Here is a 20,939-nt window from a genome sequence, read left to right as displayed (position 1 = left end):
TTTCCCCCCTATTCCTCGGCGGCAAGCCTTCCGGTAGCCGGATCAGCTAGAACAAGCCGAGCCGAAATTTCGCCCCTGCCTTCCTGGACGATTTTCAGCTTCGCAGTCCTGCCTTTCTCCAGCAGCGATTTCACCTGCGCATCCGTCAAGCTCCGACCGAAACTGTCCTTCCATATGACAAAGCCGCAGCCTCGCTTGTAATGCGAGCAGCCGTAGCCTTTCTTCCCCATAAAAATCGTCCCGCCGCAGCCTTGTCTCGGACAAGCCCCGACAACCCGCGGGCCTTCCGGGCCCCGGCGGCCGCCGTCTGCACTTGAGGCGGCAGAACTGCCCGAGACCTCAGTGCCGCCCCTCACACCGGCGATCCTCCCTCCGTTATTAACGGAGGTTACTGCTTGGCCGGCAGCGCTTTGCGAGGCCTGTTGAGAGCGGCGGCTTGTCTTCTGCGCAGCCGCGGCACCTGAAGCAGCGCTCCTGCCGCCGGCAGCAGCTGCGCTGTCACGTGATGGCGTCCTTGCGCCCCCTCCTGCCGCCTTCGATCTCCCTGTCCCGGGAGCCGATTTGCTTGCGGCAGCGCGGGCTGTTTTCGCGCCCGCACCTCTGCCTGGAGACTTCTGAGCGGGCTCCTCGTTCTCGAAGGCCGTGCGCGAAGCCCTGTGCTGTACGCGCACTTTGTCCACAATAAGCGAGGCGAATTTCTTGACGTTAAGCATAAAGGTTTCATCCGATGCCTGTCCGCGCGAGATTTCATTGAGTCTTCTCTCCCACTGTCCAGTCATCTCAGGAGATGTTAACAACTCAATACCCGCCCCGCGGATTAGTTCGACAGCGGTTCTTCCTTTGAGCGTCAGCGTGATCCGCTTCCCCTGCATCGTCACATAGCCGACATGCTTAAGGCGTTCAATGGTTGCCGCTCTCGTTGCAGGCGTTCCGAGTCCGGAATCCTTCATCGCATCCCGGAGCTCTTCGTCCTCTATTTGTTTACCCGCACTTTCCATCGCTTTAAGCAGGGTGCCTTCCGTAAAAGCTTTGGGCGGCTGGGTTTCTTTTTCTTTGGCAGAAGAATCTTTGCAATAAGCCGGCTTTGACGCATCCAATGAAAAGGGCTCGCTTACTTCCTCTTCTTCCGCTTCCTCATCTTCTTTGTTCTTGTCGTCCTTGGCTTTGCTGCGCTTGCTCTCTTTTTTGGAATCCGGGTACAGCACCTTCCAGCCCAGATGCAGCAGCTCTTTAACTGTCGTCTTGAACATTTCTTTCTCAGCTTCCGTCAGAACAGTATGCACTTTATACTCCGCTGCCGGATAGAATTGAGACAGAAACCGCCGAACAATCAAGTCATATACTTTTTGCTCATCGGCCGATAAACCGGCCGCTTTCTTACCCGTCGGCAGAATCGCATGGTGATCCTCTACCTTGGCAGGGTTGCAGATCGCTTTGTTGTTTTTATGAACCAGATTGCGGTTGGCCTGCTTAACCCATTCATCGTAGGAGGTCCCCTGGAGAGCGGTTAACGTCTTGTGCATCTCCGGGATGTTCTGCTCCGTCACATAGTTCGAGTTTGTTCTCGGATAGGAGATGACTTTGTGCTTCTCATAGAGTGCCTGCGCGATATCCAGCGTCTTTTTGGCCGAGAAGCCAAGCTTTGCATTCGATTCCCGCTGAAGCAGCGTCAAGTCATACAGTTTGAACGGATATTCTTTGGTATCCTTCACTTCATAAGAAGCGATCCTCGCTGTCTTTCCTTTGACCTTGGCTGCTATGGCTTCCGCCTTGGCCCCGTCCGTAATCCGCTCTCCCTGCCATACGCCGCGGTATTCGGTCTGCTCCTGCGTAAAAAACGCCTCTACATCGTAGAACTTCAGGGACGAGAAATCCTCGATAATCTTCTGGCGGTCATAGATAAGCGCAAGTACAGGCGTCTGCACCCGGCCTACGGATAAAAGCACGTTGTGCTTAGTTGTAAACGCGCGTGACCCGTTCATCCCGATAATCCAGTCCGCTTCGCTGCGGGCTTTGGCGGCTCTGGTCAGATTATCAAAGTCGGACCCGGCCCTAAGCTGGGCGAACCCCTGCCGGATCGTCTCTGCTGTCAAGTCGGAGATCCACAGACGTTTGACGGGATGTCTGAGCTTCAGGTGCCTCTGGATCAGCGAGAAAATATGCTGGCCTTCACGTCCCGCATCACAGGCGTTTACGATGCTGCCGCACTGTTTTGCCAGCTCGGCAATGACCTTCAGCTGGTCCTTGGTGCGGGGGTTCGGGAGCAGCTTAAACTCATCGGGGATAATAGGCAGATGCTCAAACCGCCATTTTTTGTATTTGTCATCATATTTGTCCGGTTCGGCAAGCTCAATCAGATGTCCGATGGCCCACGTAATGATATAGTCCGTTCCTTCGATATAAGTCCGCTTGTTCGCCGCTAGGGGCTCGATGACAGCCGCAATCGTGCGGCCCATATCCGGCTTTTCGGCTATCACAAGAGTTTTCACAGGCTATCTCTTCCAATCTATCAATCTATCTGGAATTCTGTTAGGAGATTGACTTATTTTGTACCACGTTTTGGCGGCATACGCTTGCCATGTATTCCTCAGTATATCGGCCCTGGAGAAGCTGTGCAAGGGAAACGGATGCCGCTGCTCCCTCCCTAAGAAGCGCCCAAAGCCCTTCAGACCGCCTCCGCTATGCGGATGTTGACCCCTCGGAATGTTGTAAATTGGATAAGTCTCTAAAGCTTTTCTAAGTCCGCGTTTCTTCCGTCTGGATTTTGCACATGACTGTATAAGTTTGGTTCTGTTTAAATTGTTGCTCGCAGGAAACATTAAGAGCGAAACACCCTAATCAGACCCTGAGAGGAGAAGGTTCACTATGTATTTGATCTTCGGTATAGCCCTGCTGCTTGGGGGACTTTTGACGATTAACAGCATTTTCTCTTATCAAAGCAAGCATATTGATCCGGCATTCCTGACAACGCTGTGGTTTCAGTTTAAAATGATTCCGCTTGTTTTTGCTGCCAACATGATGATTGGCTACGGAGTGAAGTTCAGTTATAAGACGACCGGCAATTTAACTTTCTCGCTTGGTATTTCAAAGGGAATAGAGATCTTTATTTGTGTGCTGATGGGCTATATTTTCCTGAAGGAAATTCCCTCTTGGAAAACCTATGCCGGATTAACAGTTGTGGTCTTAGGCTTCGTCATAACCAGATGGAAATAAACCCTTAGGATTCCCGCACGATTCGAAAAGCCCCGAACCTGTCCACAGGCCCGGAGCTTACTCGATCCACCATTCATGATCTTCTTTATTCCCTGCTGTCAAAAAAAACGTGCTGCGCTTCAATCTTCTCGCCATCAATCGCGATTATGCCATAGGAGAACCGGGGCTGCCATCTTTTGTCCCAAGGAGAGCCCGGGTTAAAAAGCAGAATTCCGTCTACATATTCGTGGTGCGGAATATGGGAATGCCCGAATACGATAATATCCGGCTGCTCGTCGCGAAACGTCAGGAAAGCGCGCTGCTCCGTTGATTTGCCAGGTCCGCGATCACCATGAACAAGGCCAATACGCTTTCCACCAGCGGAGACGATCTTTGTTCTGCCAAAATATTGTGCAATGTCAGGACCGTCATTATTGCCAAGGACCGATTCCACCGGGGCGATTTCCTTCACCCATTCAATGACCTCAGGACTTGTCCAATCTCCGGCATGGAGAATAAGATCAACTCCGCTTAACCCTTGTATGACTGCTTCAGGCAGTTTACCCGCCGCTCGTCTCATATGCGTATCCGACAAGATTCCAATTCGCATGGGAGTCTCCCCTTCCAGATGACTATAGATTGATTCGGCTGCTGCCGTATTCAAGTAGCGGACGGAAGAAGAATACGGACCGTCTCACCCGGCTGTACAAGTCCCGGACATTCAACAGAAGCAACAATACCGCGGCGCTTCCATGCCGCTTTGACAAACTTCGCGGCCAGTTTGGGATTGTCTGAATGTTCGGCGATGACTTTGCCGGGGAAGACGCACGGCTCATTCTCCCCTTCGCAGATCAGTCCCGCACCAGAAGGAAACAGAATCCGTGAACCTGCGGGAAGCTGCGTAAGTTTTTCTAGCCCGCTAACCGCCATATTAGCTCCCAGCCACTGGGGAAGTACCTTCTCAATACCCAAGGCCGCAGCGATTTGCCCACACTCTTCTTCCGAGACGATGCTGATCTGCCTCCGGTTCATAATCTCAGTTCCGCGCGGGTACATAGACTGCCGTACGTCGGCACGGCTCGTTACACCGAAATGCCGGTCTCCGGGCAATCCCCCGAACTGCAGCTCTGCAGATTCCAATACTCTTGTAATGAAAGACCCCTCTTGATCTGCAATCAGAACAGCGCTCAGGACAGCGCCTAATTCATTGGCTTTGGCCATGAAAGTTCACTCCAGACTTGATTCACTGTTTCCCAGGAGACAGTTTTCTCTATTTCCCGACATTATAACATAGGAACACACATGGCTTAAATGAGCACATATACTCCACACTGCAATTCTTTGCTTAATTTTCGAAAAAAAAAAGAAACGACTTCCTCTCGGGAAAGTCGTTTCAGAAACCGGATTAACGCATGCTGCCTGTAAAACCTGCACCCTCCAGCACGCGCTCGAGGACTACGGCAGCTTCCGCTCTTGTGATCGTTTGCATAGGCTGCAAGCGGCCCTCGCCGCGGCCTTCCAGCAGCTTCGCTTTTACAGCTGCCGCCAGTTCATTCGCGGCCCATGCTGCTTCATTAACGTCGGCGAACGGATGAAGCTGCTGCTGGGCCTCTCCTGGGTTCAGGCGGACTGTCTTCCCTGTGAAGCTGAGGGCACGGACAGCCATCGCCGCCGCTTCAGCACGGGTCACTGGGTGATCAGGGCGATAGGTTCCATTCTCATAGCCGTCTACGAGCCCTGCACGGACTGCAGAAGAAATTTCACCGGTAAACCATGCATCTGCCGGCAGATCTGTAAAGCCATGAAGCGGATCAGCTCCGGCGCTCAGACCAAGCGCCCGGCTCAGCATGGCAGCGAATTCCGCGCGCGTTACATTCTTTTCCGGTGCAAAGGTATTCGCGGACACACCGTTAACGATTAGTTTACGGGCGGCATCAGTAACGGATTGTTCAGCCCAGTGGCCGTTAAGGTCCGCAAATGTCTTATCCGACTTGATAATGGCATACGCGCTCATCCCGGTTCTCCAGAATGAAGCCTCTGTACCGTCAACATGGCTGGGAACAAAGCGAAACTCTTCCTTATCGGAATTGAACATGGCTGCAACGGAGCCGGCTTCAGCCTGCCGGCCAAGCTTCAGCGTCCGCTTCATATATAGTGGAGCGAAATCAGTGATGTCCAGCCGGGCCCCCTTACTTTCGAGTGACAAACTATACTCGTAAAGAGGCGATTGCAGTTCAATGCCATTCTTCATTGCAACCCGGGCGGCTTCATCCGATACACGCTTTGCGGACTCGGTTAGACTAAAACGGAGCTGGAGCTCTGCAATAGAAACTCCGAGTTTGCCCGCCCACTCCTTAAGCGGAAGCTTGGATGGCGCAAGCTCGAAGGTTCCTTTATCCGTTTGGATCGTCAAAAGGTCGGCGACGGCTCCCTGCAAGCCGGATGCGGGCACCAAAGCCTCAGTCTTCGCCAGAATTGTAACCGGAGCAGAAGTAGCGAGCGCTGCTTTAAGATCATTCGCTGTGACACCTTGATTGTCGTTTACCTTCAAGGTCTTAGACACATCCGGTACGGTACCGGGGTCCGTTCCGCCACCGCCGCCCGGAGCAGTTTCACCACCAGTGCCCGGAGCAGTTCCATTGCCATTACCCGGGCCCGGGCCACTCCCTCCGTTGTCACCGGGATTAGTTCCACCTCCGGTATCGGGGTCCGTTCCACCAGTGCCCGGATCGGTTCCGCCGCCTTCACCAGGGTCTGTCCCGCCGCCATTACCGGGGTCTGTTCCCCCTCCACCGGCGTCCGAGCTGCGATCAAGCCAAGATGACTTGCTGTATAGCTTGCTGTCCTGATTAACCTGCAAACGAATTTTTTTATAGTCCGAGTTTAGCCGGAAATTAAAACCGTACTGGTATTTACCATCCTCATAAACGGAATAAGTAGCGGTTTGCACCGAATGGGCGGCGAGTATCTTATCCTCAGAAGAATGGGCTTCAACTGTAACGGTTCTTCCGTCCTGCGGTTCTAAGAAATACACACTCCCGCTTACCGTACCGTCCGCTTTAAACTCCGTCTGAGTGAAATGATTCTCAAGCACGGTGATTGTGACAGGAGATGCCTCTACTATTCTCCCATCAAGATTTACAGTTGCTTTTATTTGCGTTGTTCCTGGCTGATGAGCCGTTACTACTCCGCCCTCGACCGTTGCTATATCAGGGTTGCTGGAGACCAAATGGCCCCCGGCTCCTTCCAGTGATGTGTCTTTGCCGTTAGCATAAGTAAGCTTCACAGTAAGTGCGGACGTATCGCCAGCCGCAAGAACTGCGGACTCAGACTCGACGGACGCAGACGCAATTTTTACCGGCAGCTTATAGAGCTTAGTACCGACGACATAGTAGATGCTGCCGTCTTGTCCCAGTGTCATTAGATTAACGGTACCGTCTATAACTTTTTGAGAGCGCATATCGGCAGGATCTACAGCGAACAATTGGCGGCCGATCGTCGTATAGAGCAGCCCATCCTGCCCCCAGCGCAAATAATAAGGGCGGAATTTACTTGTATTATAAGGTGATTCTGTAACGATTTTACTTTTAACGATTTCCAGCGTGTCAGGCTTCATAGCAAAAATCGCCGCCTGATACCCTGCATCTTCGGTTCCTGCCGGATCTTTCGTATTGTCCATAATCCCCCAGAGAAGACCATCGGGACCGATCGAGAGATTACCGATTAACCGTGTTCTGCCTTGCAGGCCTGGTATTTGGGGAGTGAGTCTCTTGGTGACTTTCTTGGTCGCTGTATCAAATACGAACAATTCCGCGTTCGTTACCGCAGGGGTGGTACCTAGTCCCCCGTTGAGAGAAGTTCCTCCATACACGTTGCCGTTTAAATACGCCAGCCCGAAAATACTCTGGTCCGGAACTAAATGACGGAATGTTTCGGAGTTCACTCCGGCAAAAGAACCGTCCGCATTCCGTTTTTCTTCCAGAATCGTAATCGCGCCGCCCGTCTGCCCATAGCCCGGGAAAGTTCCGATGAACAATTTATTATCGCCGCTCGTCATTGCAAACGGCCGGTCCTGATAATCTTCTATATCAAGAGCCAGACCCGGATTCCCGGCAGATTCCAGTTCTTTGTAATCCAGAGGCTTCGTCATATCCAGACGATACATGCGCGCTCCGCTGTAGGTACCGAAATAAACCATATCGTTCAGAAATCCGATACCCTCAGGCTGGTGGAACTGTTTATTCTCATACACAAATTTGCCCGTCTTTGTATCATAAATGCTCATGCCGCGCTGATAGCCGCCCATGTACAGATAGCCGCCGGATTCCTCAAGCGCATTAACGGAAGTCGCAGATGTCGGCAGATCGGCAGCATGTACTTCGTACTCGTTAGCAACCGGATCATACAGGAAGGATTCACCGAATGCCGCCATGCCGGCCAATACCTGCTTTCCTGCAAATTTGCCGCTTGCAGGCGTGACCCAAGCATGACTTTTTACAGCTGTATCATCGGGGAGTTCCGGGATCCCTTCAATCTTCGTTATTTCATCCCTGGCTATACTGTAGCTGTACAGTTCCCCCTTCAGCTTGTAATAAACCAGATCCGGATTGAGAGGGGACGGAGGGGACAGCTTGGATTGAAAATTAATGGTACGGATGAAATTTCCAGTCTGCTCATCAATCACATACAAATCTTCTCCGCTATAGGCGAACAGTTTGCCGTTATTGATATCCACTTCCGAGATTGTCTTGGTCGTACCGGTAACACCTGGAATCGTTATCTCCGTAATCTGCTCGGTCCTTCGGTCATAACGCATCAGGTGAGCGCTTGTTCCGATACCTACATAAAGGGCATCATCGGTTACACCTATTCCACGTGCATATTGCTGACCTTCCTTCATTATGCCAAGATCACGGAACTTACTCGTCTGGATGTCATATTCAAAAACACGGCTCATATTTGTTGCGGAATACGTGGAGCCATATATCTTGCCGTCTTTGCTGGCTTTGAGATCAAACACCTGCTTGTTGGACGGATTATCGCCCAGCTCTTCAATACGTTTCTCTTGAACCAGATAGCGGTAAAGGACACCGCCAGTGCTGAAGTACATATTCCCGTCTGAACCTTGGGCTACTCCCCAGATCGTGTCCGCCGAGCTTTTGATGGACTGGGAAAATTTCAATTCTCCTGTCACTGTGTCTACCACATGAAAACCGACCGGGGTACCGTGTGTGGTGACATACTGTTCGGATAATCCGTCAGGTCCGGTGCCGTAAGCGGCCGCCTGCGAGAGTGCAAACTGGACGGCATCACCGATCATAACCGGGGCATCGTAAGGAAGAGGAAGCGGAGAAAGCATTTTCTTCTTTTCCAGTTTAATATCATCGACATATGCGGAGGTACCTACTCCCGATCCCCCCATATAAAAAGCAATTTCAGCGGTATCCGCTTGATCCGGTGCCGTACCTTCCAGGTTCAGCTCTTTCCAGCTGTTCAGCGTATTGGCCAGGAAATTGACACTGGAGAGCTCTTTCCCGTCTTTCTTAAAGCGGAGATAGGCACGTACGCTTTTGCTTTCCACAAAGATTTGAGCCGACAACCGATAAGCTTGTCCCCCCTCAACCGGAATAAGTGAGCTATTGACCTCAAGAGCAGACTTGGCGTTGTTGTCTACAATCTTCACACTGTTGTTCCCTGAGAATTTACGGTCCTTAGCTACTTTAACCTCCAGGTTATCCACAGGCAGTGCAGGGGTAACCTTCCATCCGGGCATCGGCAGATCGTCTGACTCCTCAAAGCCGGGATTCTGCACATGAAGGGGCGTATACTCAAAATCTGCCGCCTGAGCGGTTGGAGCAGGTATAGCTATCGCGGGAAGAACAAGTGCCGCACTAAGTGCAGCGGATAAGAGCTTTTTCCACTTCAAAAAGACCAGCCTCCAGTTTGTCGCCTAGAAAAGCAGTTCTAAGCGATAAAATATAATATGTATAGATTAAGTTGCTTTGGAGGCGCTGTCAATACAGAAAAGAAATGAATATTACTAACGGTCAATATTTATCTAGGCTATATAATCATGAATCCAGACAAAAATAACAGAAAAAACATCTTCTAGAACATTCATACTTCTCCTAGTCGTTAGTCAGAATAAATCTCTTTGTTTGAAAAAATGCGTAATAGAGGTACAATGAATGGACGCTTGCCCGCACTACATAGTGAAGCTTTACAAATTCGATTCCCATAAGGAGGTAACTGATTTTGGACAAGAATCAAAGTGCCTATCAGGAAGAACAAAACCGTTTAAACCGGCTTTTACAAAATGTGGACCGCCGCTTGGAGAAACTTCGTGCGATTCCCGTCTACAGGGGTCCCGATTTTACCGAGCAGGCACTGGAGGCTGTCCGTGAGAGCGGCCGCCAATCCTTATCCCAGGCTTCTGATGAGCCATATTTCGGGCGGCTCGATTTTCATCCGGATGATAAAGTCGGAGCAGCCCCTCTTTATATAGGTAAGTTCGGCGTTGACGACGAAGAAGGCGGCGAACCGCTTGTTATTGACTGGCGCGCACCGGTTGCCAGCATGTTTTATTCATTTACAGGCGGAGAGGAGAAGGCATCTTACGAATCACCTGAAGGAATTGTGGAGGGATTGGTGTATCTCAAGCGGAACCTGGTCATTCGCAAACAGATTCTACAAAGAGTAGTCGATACGTTTGAGAGAGACAGCGATTTGCTGTCGGGTGCAGGCGGAGATGAATTCCTGCTGTACCGTCTCGGCGAGAATAAAGACAATAAGCTGCGTGATATTGTTTCCACGATTCAGGCCGAGCAGGACCGCATCATCCGGTCTGCCAAGAATGCCGCGCTCATCATCCAGGGCGTTGCCGGAAGCGGCAAAACGACGGTTGCACTGCATCGTCTCGCTTTTCTTCTCTACCAGTACCGGGATCAGGTCAAGGCGGAGAATATGATTATTTTTGCGCCTAACCGAATGTTCCTGGATTATATATCCGGCGTACTGCCGGAGCTCGGTGTCGGGCATATCCGCCAGACTACGTTCGCGGACTGGGCTTTTGAACTGACGGGTCTTACAGCAGAGCTTGCCGATCCAGACGAAGAAAGTGCGGTATGGTTCGCTGTCGGTCCCACAAGACCGGACCTGAATGATGGGGTATCCGGACGCTGGAAAGGCTCTACGGCGTTCATGAAGCTGCTGGACGACTGCTTCCTGAAGTATGAAAGCTCCTGTCTGCCGGAAGCCGACTTTCTTCCCTGGGACGGCAAACGGCTTTCTTCCGGGTTGATCCGTACGTGGTACTCTGATGAATACAAGCATCTTCCTCCCGCCAAACGCAGAGAACGGGTTGTCGCACGCATCAAACGCTGGCTGGGGATGGAGCTCGATAAACTATGGGATGCCAAGCAGAAAAAAGAACGCAAGACGAAATCTGCCCAGCGTTTGAAAACGTTCCTGAAAGCTTGGCCCGAGCCGGATGTGCTGTCCTTTTACAAAAACGTATTCGATCCGAAGGCAGACGTCTCCTGGTTTACAGAAGAGCAGCGCAATGAAATTCCCACGGCATTAGTCAAGGAAACGTTAGCGCTGCTCAAGCGTAAAAAGGTTCGCACTGAGGATTTGCCTGCCCTTGTCTACATTCATTCCGCCTTATACGGCATTGAAAGTGCCGAGCGCTTCGACCATGTCGTCATTGATGAAGCGCAGGATGCCTCCCCCTTCCAGATCGCCGTACTGGACAACTACACGCGCCAGCATTCCTTTACGATACTGGGCGACTTGTCCCAAGGCATCCATGCCTACCGGGGAACGACGGACTGGGCGGAGTTCACCTCGCTGTTCGGAGAAGGCGAAACGGCTTATTTCGAGCTGGAACGGAGCTACCGTTCCACCATGGAAATCATCCGGTTCGCCAATCATGTTCTCACCACCGGTGTGGGAACGGGTCTGCTCGCCGAGCCGGTATTCCGAAGCGGCGAGCGGGTTAAAGTGCTGCAGACCGGCAAGGAGCATCAAGCAGAGTTTCTGCGCGATGCGATCTCTCACCTTCTGCAGCAGAACTACGACACGGTCGCTGTCATCACGCGGACCGAAGAAGACGCCGCCATGCTGCACGGCGCGCTCCGATCACTCGGCATAGAAGCCAGCCGGATTACGGCGGACCAGAAGCAGTATGCCGGAGGCATCTCGGTCGTGCCGGTGTACTTGACCAAAGGACTCGAGTTCGATGCGGCGCTGCTGATAGACGCCGATCCTGAGCACTATGGCGCCAATGTACAGGACGCCAAGCTGCTGTATGTCGGCTGCACGCGCGCGCTGCATGAACTGTGGGTCCTCTACACCCTAGATGCTTCTCCGCTTGTCTGCACCGACGACCCGGAGATCGTCTCTCTGGAGGCCCCCGCCCGGCTCCAAACATGATTGAACAACAAAAGAAGGGAAGTCTTGCCGCGGGGCAGGACTTCCCTTCTTTTGGCTCACACATAAGCGCCGGGGCTTGTGTGTGGACATCTCAGTGCTTCAGGCTGCAAATCACTGCAGCGCGAATAGCGATGTATGAGTAAAGAATCACACCGCATCAGCAAGTAATCAGAATGCCGCCTTCACCCGCATAAGTGCCGATGACCGGCCCCATCTCCGAAATAACGACGGTGCCAAAGGGAAACAGCTTCAGCATCTGTTCTTTGACATCGCGCGCACGTTCCTCACAGTTGCTGTGAGCTATACCCAGAATGATTTTCTCGAAATCGCTGCGGGTCTCGCTTACCTTCTCGCCCACTCTTTCAAGCAGCCGTTTGAGAGCGTTCTGCGTGCCGCGGACTTTCTCGAACGGCTCCAGAGTGCCTTCTTCGCTGGCTTTCATAAGCAGCTTAATATTAAGAACGGATGCAACCGCTCCGCGGACGCGGTCCAGCCGTCCTCCCTTAATGACATTCTCAAGCGTATCCAAGAAAAAGTACGTATGATGATTCTTTATCGTATTCTGCATCTGTACGACCAGTTCTTCGAAGGGTACGCCTTCTTGCGCGAGCTTGGCGGCCTTAACAGCCAGAATGCCCTGACCGAGCGAAGCCGAGCGGGAATCCAGAACTTCGATTTTTCCCGTATAGCCCTCTTCAATCATTTGCTCTTTGGCCATAGTGGCATGATGGTATGTGCTGCTCAAGTTGGACGAAACACAAACCACGAGAATATCTCCATCCGCCTTGCTGTATTCTTCCATAAATGTATGTGGGGAAGGACTCGCCGTCTGAGGCAGCTTCGGCTCACTGCGCATCATCTCATAGAACAAGCTGTTGCTCATATCCGATGTCATTTCTTTATCTCCGAACCGGACGAGCAGAGGGACAACTGTGATGTCCAGTTCCTGCGCCAGCTCCTTAGGCAAATCGGAAGTACCGTCTGTAATAATCTTGATTGTCAACGAGGACCCTCATTTCTAAGATTTAATAAATACGATTCCGACGGTTTGAGGACCGCAATGACTGGAGACCACACAACCGGTTTCCGTGATTTCCACCCGCTTAACACCCGTCTCTTCAAGCAGTTGTTTCCGGACAAGCTCAGCTTCTTCTCTAGCCATAGAATGCGTCACGAATAGTACATCCGGATCCATAGCGTGTTTGAAATCCAGCGTATTGTTAATCAGCTGCTCCAGCGCTTTTTCTCTTTTGCCGCGCACTTTGGAAGTCAGGATCATCTTACCTTCCTTGACCTGCACAACAGGCCGGATCTTGAGCAAACTGCCGAAAAAAGCTTGTACGCCGGAACAGCGGCCGCCCTTATGCAAGTAATCAAGCGTGTCGATAATAAATTCGGTACTCACCCGGGGAATGCATGAATAGATAAGGGCTTCGATCTCAGCAGGTGAGTCCCCCTGTTTGACAGCTTCTACTGCTTTGCAGACGAGTATGCCGATGCCTGTTGCCAGATTCCGGGAATCAATAATCGTGATACGCTCTTCTTCCAGTAATTCGGCGGCCAGCTTCGCATTCTGATAAGTCGAGGACATTTCAGATGAGAGTCCGATATACACGATATCATACCCCTGCTCGATAAAAGGACGGAAAGCACGGTCAAAATCCGCAGGTGAAGGGGCTGCCGTCTTCGGAAGCTTGCCCGTCTGCTCCACCTTGCGGTAAAGCTCTTCTGTCGTAATATCGACGCCATCCCGGTAGGATTCCTCGCCAAAGATTACGTATAAAGGAACCACGCCGATTTTATTCTCATCGAGATACTCCTGATTTAAATCGTTTGTGCTGTCAGTAAAGATTTTGATGGGTGCCACTAGACAACCTCCTGGTCTCTTTGCAACAAATTCTTGCGCTCACGTGCAAATGTACACTACAAAACCTTACCTAAGAACTCCTTGGTGCGTTCATGCTTAGGATTCGTAAAGACTTCAGCCGGAGGGCCTTGTTCAACGATGACCCCGCCATCCATAAAGACAACACGGTCACCTACCTCTCGGGCAAAACCCATCTCATGCGTAACCACAACCATAGTCATTCCGTCCTTGGCAAGTTTCTTCATGACATCCAGCACTTCCCCGACCATTTCGGGATCGAGTGCGGATGTCGGTTCGTCAAACAGCATCACGTCCGGAGACATCGCCAGAGCACGCGCTATGGCGATCCGTTGCTTCTGTCCGCCGGACAGCTGATCCGGATACGATTTGGCCTTCTCGGACAAACCTACTTTACGCAAGAGATCGGCCGCGGTTTCATTTGCCTGCTGGACAGAATAATTTTTGAGTTTGCGCGGCGCCAGTGTAATATTGTCCTGCACAGACAGGTGCGGGAACAGATTAAACTGCTGGAACACCATGCCCATTTTCTGGCGTACGCCATTGATGTCGGTTTTCTTATCCGTGATCGAAATGCCTTCGAACATAATCTCCCCGTCGGTCGGCACTTCCAGCAGGTTCAAGCAGCGGAGAAACGTACTCTTGCCAGAACCGGATGGCCCGATAACTACGACCACCTCACCTTTGTCAACCTCCATGTCAATACCGTTCAATACATTCAGTTTGCCGAAGTGTTTGTGTAGATTCTTGATGTTAAGCATGGGATCTCTTCAGCCTCCTCTCAAGTCTGCCAACCAGCTTGGACAGGGTAAAGGTGATAACCAGATAAATTAGAGCGGCGATAATAAGAGGTTCAAACGGTTTGCTTAGACTTCCTTTAACGGTATCCGCGTTGAACATAAGCTCACCCAGACCGATAACCGATACGATAGATGTCTCTTTGATGATCACAATCAGTTCATTCCCGAGTGCGGGGAGAACGGTACGGAACGCCTGAGGGATAATAATGAGGCGCAGTGACATCCAAGGCTTCATGCCGAGGGAGCGTGCCGCCTCCATCTGGCCTTTGTCAACAGACTGGATACCCGCGCGCATAATCTCGGCCACATAAGCCGTACTGTTCAGGGCCAGTGTAATGACCGCTGCCGTGAATTCCCCGCCGTATTGCTCCAAGAATGGAAAAGGGGGAAACCGGAATCCTTCTATTAATTGCGGCAAAGAATAGTAAACTAGGAATACTTGAATAATGATTGGAGTTCCGCGGAAGAACTCAATATATGCGGTTGCCAGCAACCGGACAGGAGTGAGACCGGAGAGTCTCATTAAGCTTAATAATGTACCGAAAATAGCTCCCAGGACGACTGTAAAAATTGAAAGCAGAAGAGTCACCTTCGTGCCATCCACAAAATAATGCCAATATTCACCTAAAAATTCAAAATTCATGGGCTGCCTGTTCCTCCTTTAAATGCGGATGGACAACGATTATTATACCTTCCTAGTACCCGCGTGACCATCCCTTGAAAAAAGAAAATAGCGGAGGTTTCTCCGCTATCCCGATCTACATGCAAGATCCTGCATTTCATACCGTGTTATTCGGCTTCGACCTGATTTGATGCTTCCGTTACGAATTGTTCGATTTTCTTCTCGGCAATGAGGCGGTCGATCGTTTTATTGGCCTGGTCGACCATTTCCTGGCTGCCTTTCTTAAAAGCAACCGCAGAACCTGCTTCTTCTACAGAAGGAGTGGCTTCAGCGATAACGATCGTCTTGTCTTTGTTCACATGAGAAGTAGCTACCGGAAGTTCAATAATAGCCGCGTCGGCATTTTTATTTTTCAGCTCCAGCACGATATCCGTAATTTTACTTAACGTTTTGATCTTGGCATCTTTAATCTGTTCTTTAGCTACTGTTTCTTGAATAGAAGCTTTCTGAACGACAATTCTTTTGCCGGTCAAACTTTCCATGGTCTTGTACTGCTCTTTATCTTCCGCACGAACTACGATCATCTGCTTTGCAGTATAGTAGGTTTTGGAGAAATCCACACTCTTTTTACGTTCCTCAGTCGGTGTCATACCCGAGAGAATCATATCTACATTACCCGTTTGAAGGGCCGGAAGAAGACCGTCGAATTTCATATCGCGGACAACCAGCTCCGCTCCCATGTCTTTCGCGATTTCTTGCGCAATCATAATGTCGAAACCGATAATCTGATCCTTGCCGTCAACGGATTTATGAAATTCGTATGGCGGATAATCTGCGCTCGTTCCGAGTGTGATTGTTTTCTTCTGAGCGTCGGCGCCGCTTTCTCCAGGCTGTGCTTCAGGCTTTTGCCCGCAAGCAGCAATGAGGCTCAGGGAAAGTACAATTGCGACGAGTGTTAGTCCCCATTTTTTCATGATAAAAGCTCCTTTTATGATCGTTTTTTAATTAACGTAGGGTCAATAATGTAAAGAACATGAATTAGTATATCGAATACTCACATTTTATGCAAGGATATTTGCGTTCATGCTCTGTATGGTAATGATTTCACGCTTTTGATGCATAAATATACAGGATTTGTATTCGCCGGTTTCCTCCTCTTTTGTTTTATAGATAACATTTTTCGTTTATAGATAACGTTCCCGAATTTAATTCCTGCAAACGGGGTAAATCATAGGGGAGATTATTTATTTGAAGGGTATCGGTTCTAAGCAGCGTCTAAGACTATATCAACTCATAACAAACTTTGTAAACAAAGAACCTGTACGGGTCATGGACCCCTCAATAGGCAAGGAGGATTAGAATGGAATATTCACCGCGCGAGGAAGTCGCAAACGCAGTCTCACATGGAATCGGCACCCTGCTCAGCATAGCCGCTTTTGTACTCTTGCTCATTCAATCAACGAGATATGGAGACGCCTGGCACGTCGTCAGCTTCAGTATTTTCGGTATTTCCCTGATCGTTCTCTATCTCTGTTCGACTCTTGTACATAGTGCGCCGGGAGGCCGCTTGAAGGATATTTTTGAAATCATGGATCACTCGGCGATTTATTTGTTAATAGCGGGATCATACACCCCGTTTATGCTGGTCACTCTCCGGGGAGCGCTCGGATGGACGATATTCGGAATTGTGTGGGGGCTTGCCATCCTGGGTATCATCCTGAAGATCTTCTTCGTCAAAAAATTTATCGTACTGTCTACGATTTGCTACATAGGGATGGGCTGGATTATTGTACTGGCCATCAAGCCTCTGGCGGAGAACCTTTCTATAGGAGGAGTTGCGTGGCTCGTTGCAGGCGGCGTCGTGTACACGATCGGGACGGTCTTCTATCTGTGGAGACGTATACCATACCACCATGCTATCTGGCATTCCTTTGTTATCGGAGGCAGTGTCTGTCATTTCTTTGCCGTACTTCAAGTGCTGCCTGTCCCCCATTAAAAAAATCCAAAACAAAAACAGTGAGGCGATCATGCTTCACTGTTTTTTAATTCCACTTATTCGAGTAGGAGGTAAGCTTTACCGTCCGGGCGATCTGTGCGCCAATGACCTTATACCCCTCTGTATTGGGGTGAAACAAGTCGGATGAAACGAGCCGGCTTTCCGACCCTTTAAAAGCGTCATATATACCGACGTATCTTACTGAGTCCGATTGCATCTTGGCTGTCGCGGTATTGAAGCGCTTAATCCAGAATTCGGCCTCCGGCAGCATCGGAATCGGGTTGTACAGCCCAATCAGAATGATTAGGGGGCCTGCCGATCCCGCAGGGGTCGAATGCTGAATCCAGCGGACCATCTGCCTGAGATTAGAACCATACGCGCGCAGGCTGTTCTTGAGAACGGCTGTATCGCGGCCCGCGATGTATGGCTGAGCCGCCCGGATGAGATCATTACCGCCCGCGGTAAGAGTGACGATGCCGGCGCTACCCAGCCCGCGTCTAAGTTCACCTTCGTTGCGGAGGAACTGGAGCAGTTCGCCGGAAGTGGCTCCCTTGGTACCGGCGTTGCGCAGAGTAACGGGGCGTTTCAGCACCTCTTGGGCATAATCACGATAGCGTCCGGCAAAGCCCCGGCCCGTATTATCACCTGTGCCTACCGTAAGCGAATCTCCGAAAGCGCAGTAACGAATCGCTTCGCTCATAGGAATTCCCCCCTGTCTTGACATTGTATACTCCAGTATATTAAATCCCGCTCCGAAAGGTCTCTGCTTTTATGCTCAGCTTAAAGATTTAATAGAGGCACTGCAGTGTTGCCGAATAAAGGCGGCAATCTGCTCTTTTTCCGCGGGGGTAAACATAAATTCACTATCGCAGCCTTCATCGAGAAGGATATATTGAACGATCGTTCCTTCCAGATTGCAAATAACATACACGCTGGGATCGCTCAGATCCTCCGGCAGCATCTGCCCCGGCTCCGTCAACAGGTTAAGGCGCACGTCGATCCAAGGCCCTCTGCGCTCTATTTCCCCGCATTCCAGTGTAAAACGGTGGTCCTGCAAATGTTCCGCGCCATATTTGTTCATATTCGTTCCCCCTATATGTGTCCTTATATGAATGGAATCTTGAAGAGGCGTGTATAAAAACCGCCCTGCCGGTTTATTGTAACCGAAAGGCTGCTTTAGTGGTAGCTGGAGCCCGTTTGTATTACAATAAACGTGATGCGTTACATATCCCATGCTGGTCCTGAACAGACTTTATCGCATAAATCCGGAGGAGCTGCACTATGAAAGAACTCATTTATACAACAATTGATGGACACGCTTCCGACTTCCAGTCCATTTCAACCTATATCGGCCAGAACCCTGAGCTTGGCCATGAAGAATATTTGGCAGCGGACCGGCTGACCAAGGAACTGGAAAGTCACGGCTTTCAAGTCGAACGGGGCGTTCTCGATATTCCGACGAGCTTTATCGCCGTGTACGACTCGGGCAAGCCCGGCCCTACTGTGGCCTTTCTGGCTGAGTATGACGCCCTGCCGGAGCTTGGCCATGCCTGCGGCCATCATCTCATCTGCATGATGAGTATCGGCGCTGCAGTCGGCCTCAAATCGGTTCTCGATGAGATTGGAGGCGTTATCCGCGTGTACGGGACGCCTGCCGAGGAGACCAAAGGAGCCAAAGTTCCGATGTCCAAGGCGGGATTGTTCGACGACGTGGACTTTGCTCTAATGGCTCATCCGTATTACACGTATGAGCGTTCAGGCGAATCGCTGGCGCTGGATGCGATACAATTCGAATACTTCGGCAAAGCCGCGCACGCCGCCGCTTCTCCCTATGAGGGCGTGAACGCGCTGGATGCTGTGCTCCTGCTGTTCAACTCCATGAATGCGCTTAGACAGCAGCTCCGCAGCGATGTGCGCATTCATGGTGTGATCACCGAGGGAGGCAAGGCCGCGAATATCATTCCCGACTATGCCGTTGCACAATTCTATGTGCGCTCCTCGACGCGTGCGTATACGGATGAAGTCGTCGCCAAGGTGCTCAAGTGCGCCGAAGGAGCTGCGCTGCAGACGGGCTGTACGCTGCAAACGTCTAACTATGAGTATTCCTACGATGAACTGAACACGAATGAAACTTTGTCTGCCGTCTTCAACCGCAATTTGGAGGCTTTCGGAATCACCGAAGATCAGATCCAGTCCGGCAAGGACCACGGTTCACTGGATCTGGGCAACGTATCCCTGCATTGTCCCACCATCCACCCTTATATGAAGGTGATTGATGAGCGGCATCTGCTTCATACGCCTGAGTTCCGGGACGGGGCTATGCGGCGGCAGGCTCTGGATGCGATGATCTTCACGGCCAAGATGCTGGCCGTTACCGCTTATGATGTCATGACGCATCCTGAGCTTCTCACGGAGATCAAAGCGGAATTTCAGCGTTCCCGCATGAAAGCGGAATAGCCTATATACTAAAAACCGCTTCAAACGAAGTTTCATCCTCCGTTTGAAGCGGTATTTTGCGAGCGCCGCGAGTGATATGCTGCCGCGGTCTGCCTATTCCGTTCCTGGTTCATCCCTATTATTTAACTCAGGTACGCTTAAGCTCAAACCGCTGCGCGAATAAAGCGATGCAGTAGTTCACCGTGAAGTACATAAGCGCGACAAGCAAGAATATAGGGATGACATATTGCTGAGAAGCTCCGTTAATGATCTGCGCGTTATGCACCAGCTCCGGCGCAGCGATAATAACCGTGAGCGATGTATCTTTGAGCAGGGAAATAAACTGGCTGACCATCGGGGGAACCATACGCCGAAGGGCTTGAGGGAAGACGATATGCCACAAGGTTTGCACGTAGGACAAGCCCGAAGAACGCGAAGCCTCAATTTGACCTTTATCGATCGAATTCAGGCCGCCTCGTATTATTTCCGCAATCATAGCTGACTCGAAAATCGTCAGTGAGATAATAGCGGAGGTGAGGATGCTCATGTTCCAGCCCGTGATCTCGGGAACCGCGAAATAGACGAAGAAAATGATTAACAGCAGCGGCAAATTGCGGATTAACTCTACCCACACACCCATAAGCTGACTCAGCACCGGGATTTTGGAATATCGGATCACGCCGATCAAGCTGCCGATCACAAAACTGAGGACAATAGCAATGGCCGCCATTTCAAGTGTAACCAGAAAACCTTTAAGCAAATAAATAAGATGGTCGCTTGTATAAGCTCCAGCAAAGTCCATTCCGACACCCCACTTTTACATTCACCGAATCGTGTTCCTGTTCATTGGTCCACTTCATTTAAGTACGCGCCATCCGTTTCTCCAGATACCTCACACCAAAACTGAGCGGCACGGTAAGCACCAGGTAGAATAGCGCTACCCCGATATATACGTTGACGGTATCCAGTGTATCGGAGTTAATCAGATCGCCGAAATACATCAGATCCATACCCGCAATTACACCAAGAATGGAAGAATTCTTAATGAGATTCAGAAACTGGTTGCCGAGCGGGGGAACAACAATCTTGATCGCCTGCGGCAATACGATATGGATCATTGTCTGCCCATAGGTAAGGCCTGATGAACGCGCGGCTTCTGTCTGGCCCTTAGGCACGGCAAGGATACCGGCACGGATCGCTTCGGCGATAAAGGCCGAGGTATAAATGGTCAATCCGATCGTACCTGCTGTGAACCCATCCAGCGACAACCCCAATTCGGATGAACCGTAGTAAAAGAAAAAGATGATCAACAGAAGCGGAATGTTCTTGACGAATTCCACATAAGCCGCACTTACAATCCGCAAAATCTTAATAGGCGAAATGCGGAGAACGGCAATCAGCGCCCCGAGCAGAAAACTGAGTACGAGTGATAGTAAGCTGACCAAAACGGTATTGCCGAATCCTTCTATGTATCTGTCCCAATGTTCAACGATTACGCTCAAGTCCACCGGCAGCACCTCAATTCTATCCGTCTATGTTACCTCGTTAAGGGAATAAAACGGGACAAGCGGATGA

Annotated in this window: 17 protein-coding genes; 4 read left to right on the top strand and 13 right to left on the bottom strand. The window is 50.7% G+C overall.

Annotated features, from left to right (window positions below; translation table 11 throughout):
• Positions 1-8: 8 nt before the first annotated feature.
• The gene (locus AR333_RS08040; RefSeq protein ID WP_068774748.1) at positions 9-2,489 is read right to left on the bottom strand and encodes a type IA DNA topoisomerase; all 2,481 of its coding nucleotides are present in this window, start codon (positions 2,487-2,489) and stop codon (positions 9-11) included.
• A gap of 376 nt (positions 2,490-2,865) precedes the next feature.
• On the opposite strand from AR333_RS08040, the gene AR333_RS08035 reads away from it, so the two are divergent.
• Complete coding sequence (locus AR333_RS08035) at positions 2,866-3,213, top strand: hypothetical protein (protein WP_068774747.1); 348 nt, start codon at positions 2,866-2,868, stop codon at positions 3,211-3,213.
• An 85-nt stretch (positions 3,214-3,298) separates the two neighbouring features.
• Here AR333_RS08035 and AR333_RS08030 read toward each other — a convergent pair whose 3' ends face one another.
• From AR333_RS08030 to AR333_RS08020, 3 genes are all read right to left on the bottom strand, one after another.
• Positions 3,299-3,802, bottom strand: a complete 504-nt coding sequence (locus AR333_RS08030; protein ID WP_068774746.1) for a metallophosphoesterase family protein — start codon at positions 3,800-3,802, stop codon at positions 3,299-3,301.
• 50 nt (positions 3,803-3,852) lie between these two features.
• Positions 3,853-4,413, bottom strand: a complete 561-nt coding sequence (locus AR333_RS08025; protein WP_068774745.1) for an MOSC domain-containing protein — start codon at positions 4,411-4,413, stop codon at positions 3,853-3,855.
• Positions 4,414-4,597: 184 nt separating this feature from the next.
• Positions 4,598-9,118, bottom strand: coding sequence for an S-layer homology domain-containing protein (locus AR333_RS08020; protein ID WP_068774744.1), 4,521 nt, complete (start codon positions 9,116-9,118; stop codon positions 4,598-4,600).
• Between the two features lie 329 nt (positions 9,119-9,447).
• On the opposite strand from AR333_RS08020, the gene AR333_RS08015 reads away from it, so the two are divergent.
• A complete protein-coding gene (locus tag AR333_RS08015; RefSeq protein ID WP_068774743.1) occupies positions 9,448-11,625 on the top strand; it encodes a 3'-5' exonuclease in 2,178 nt (725 codons plus the stop codon).
• A gap of 157 nt (positions 11,626-11,782) precedes the next feature.
• Here the strand turns inward: AR333_RS08015 and AR333_RS08010 are convergent, their stop codons facing one another.
• The 5 genes from AR333_RS08010 to AR333_RS07990 all read right to left on the bottom strand — a co-directional run bounded on the left by AR333_RS08010 (position 11,783) and on the right by AR333_RS07990 (position 15,906).
• The gene (locus AR333_RS08010) at positions 11,783-12,628 is read right to left on the bottom strand and encodes a DegV family protein (protein WP_068774742.1); all 846 of its coding nucleotides are present in this window, start codon (positions 12,626-12,628) and stop codon (positions 11,783-11,785) included.
• A gap of 15 nt (positions 12,629-12,643) precedes the next feature.
• On the bottom strand, positions 12,644-13,492 hold the full coding sequence (locus tag AR333_RS08005; protein ID WP_068774741.1) for a DegV family protein: 849 nt from the start codon (positions 13,490-13,492) through the stop codon (positions 12,644-12,646).
• A gap of 56 nt (positions 13,493-13,548) precedes the next feature.
• Positions 13,549-14,271 carry an amino acid ABC transporter ATP-binding protein gene (locus tag AR333_RS08000; RefSeq protein WP_068774740.1) on the bottom strand — a complete coding sequence of 241 codons (723 nt, stop codon included), beginning with the start codon at positions 14,269-14,271 and terminating at the stop codon, positions 13,549-13,551.
• Positions 14,264-14,953 (bottom strand): amino acid ABC transporter permease, encoded by a 690-nt coding sequence (locus tag AR333_RS07995; RefSeq protein WP_068774739.1) that lies wholly within the window; start codon positions 14,951-14,953, stop codon positions 14,264-14,266. Before AR333_RS07995 ends, AR333_RS08000 begins: the two co-directional genes overlap by 8 nt.
• A gap of 146 nt (positions 14,954-15,099) precedes the next feature.
• Positions 15,100-15,906 (bottom strand): transporter substrate-binding domain-containing protein, encoded by an 807-nt coding sequence (locus tag AR333_RS07990; RefSeq protein ID WP_068774738.1) that lies wholly within the window; start codon positions 15,904-15,906, stop codon positions 15,100-15,102.
• Positions 15,907-16,292: 386 nt separating this feature from the next.
• Between AR333_RS07990 and AR333_RS07985 the strand changes: the two genes are divergently transcribed.
• Entirely contained in the window at positions 16,293-16,928 is a 636-nt protein-coding gene (locus AR333_RS07985) for a hemolysin III family protein (RefSeq protein ID WP_068774737.1), read from the top strand.
• Positions 16,929-16,974: 46 nt separating this feature from the next.
• Here AR333_RS07985 and AR333_RS07980 read toward each other — a convergent pair whose 3' ends face one another.
• On the bottom strand, positions 16,975-17,628 hold the full coding sequence (locus tag AR333_RS07980; protein WP_068774736.1) for a GDSL-type esterase/lipase family protein: 654 nt from the start codon (positions 17,626-17,628) through the stop codon (positions 16,975-16,977).
• Positions 17,629-17,703: 75 nt separating this feature from the next.
• Positions 17,704-18,009, bottom strand: coding sequence for a hypothetical protein (locus AR333_RS07975; RefSeq protein WP_068774735.1), 306 nt, complete (start codon positions 18,007-18,009; stop codon positions 17,704-17,706).
• 200 nt (positions 18,010-18,209) lie between these two features.
• Here AR333_RS07975 and AR333_RS07970 point away from each other — a divergent pair, with 200 nt between their 5' ends.
• Positions 18,210-19,385, top strand: coding sequence for a M20 family metallopeptidase (locus AR333_RS07970; protein ID WP_068774734.1), 1,176 nt, complete (start codon positions 18,210-18,212; stop codon positions 19,383-19,385).
• A 127-nt stretch (positions 19,386-19,512) separates the two neighbouring features.
• Here the strand turns inward: AR333_RS07970 and AR333_RS07965 are convergent, their stop codons facing one another.
• Positions 19,513-20,166 carry an amino acid ABC transporter permease gene (locus AR333_RS07965; RefSeq protein WP_068774733.1) on the bottom strand — a complete coding sequence of 218 codons (654 nt, stop codon included), beginning with the start codon at positions 20,164-20,166 and terminating at the stop codon, positions 19,513-19,515.
• Between the two features lie 58 nt (positions 20,167-20,224).
• The gene (locus AR333_RS07960) at positions 20,225-20,872 is read right to left on the bottom strand and encodes an amino acid ABC transporter permease (RefSeq protein ID WP_253735740.1); all 648 of its coding nucleotides are present in this window, start codon (positions 20,870-20,872) and stop codon (positions 20,225-20,227) included.
• Between the last annotated feature and the right edge of the window lie 67 nt (positions 20,873-20,939).

Source organism: Paenibacillus sp. FJAT-26967, assembly GCF_001541095.1.
GTDB lineage: Bacteria > Bacillota > Bacilli > Paenibacillales > NBRC-103111 > Paenibacillus_F.
This window is presented reverse-complemented; position numbering and strand designations above follow the sequence as displayed.